Source organism: Rhizobacter sp. P3_B12 (assembly GCF_056402895.1).
Genome location: NZ_JBFUGN010001791.1, coordinates 1 through 524, shown reverse-complemented (window position 1 = coordinate 524; position 524 = coordinate 1). Strand labels below are relative to the sequence as shown.

At 68.3% G+C, this 524-nt stretch carries 1 protein-coding gene; it reads left to right on the top strand.

The annotated features are described in order from the left end of the window. A partial coding sequence (locus AC1D01_RS38240; protein ID WP_477875242.1) for a carboxyl transferase domain-containing protein occupies window positions 1-524 on the top strand: 524 nt, incomplete at both ends.

Genomic DNA, 524 nt, shown 5'->3' with positions numbered 1-524 from the left:
GCATGGTGGTGGGCCACCAGAAGGGCCGCGACACGAAGGAACGCGCGGCGCGCAACTTCGGCATGTCGCGCCCCGAGGGTTACCGCAAGGCGCTGCGCCTGATGAAGCTGGCCGAGAAGTTCGGCATCCCGGTGTTCACGCTGGTCGACACGCCGGGGGCCTACCCGGGCATCGGCGCCGAGGAGCGCGGGCAATCGGAGGCGATCGGCCGCAACATCTTCGAGATGGCGCAGCTCGAGGTGCCGATCATCTCGACCATCATCGGCGAGGGCGGCTCGGGTGGGGCGCTGGCGATCAGCGTCGGCGACCAGGTGCTGATGCTGCAGTACTCGGTGTACTCGGTGATCTCGCCGGAAGGCTGCGCCTCGATCCTGTGGAAGACCTCGGAGCGCGCCTCCGATGCCGCCGAAGCGCTGGGCATCACGGCGCATCGCCTGAAGGCGCTCGGCCTGGTCGACAAGATCGTCAACGAGCCGGTCGGTGGCGCGCACCGCGACACCAAGCAGATGGCCTCGTTCCTGAAG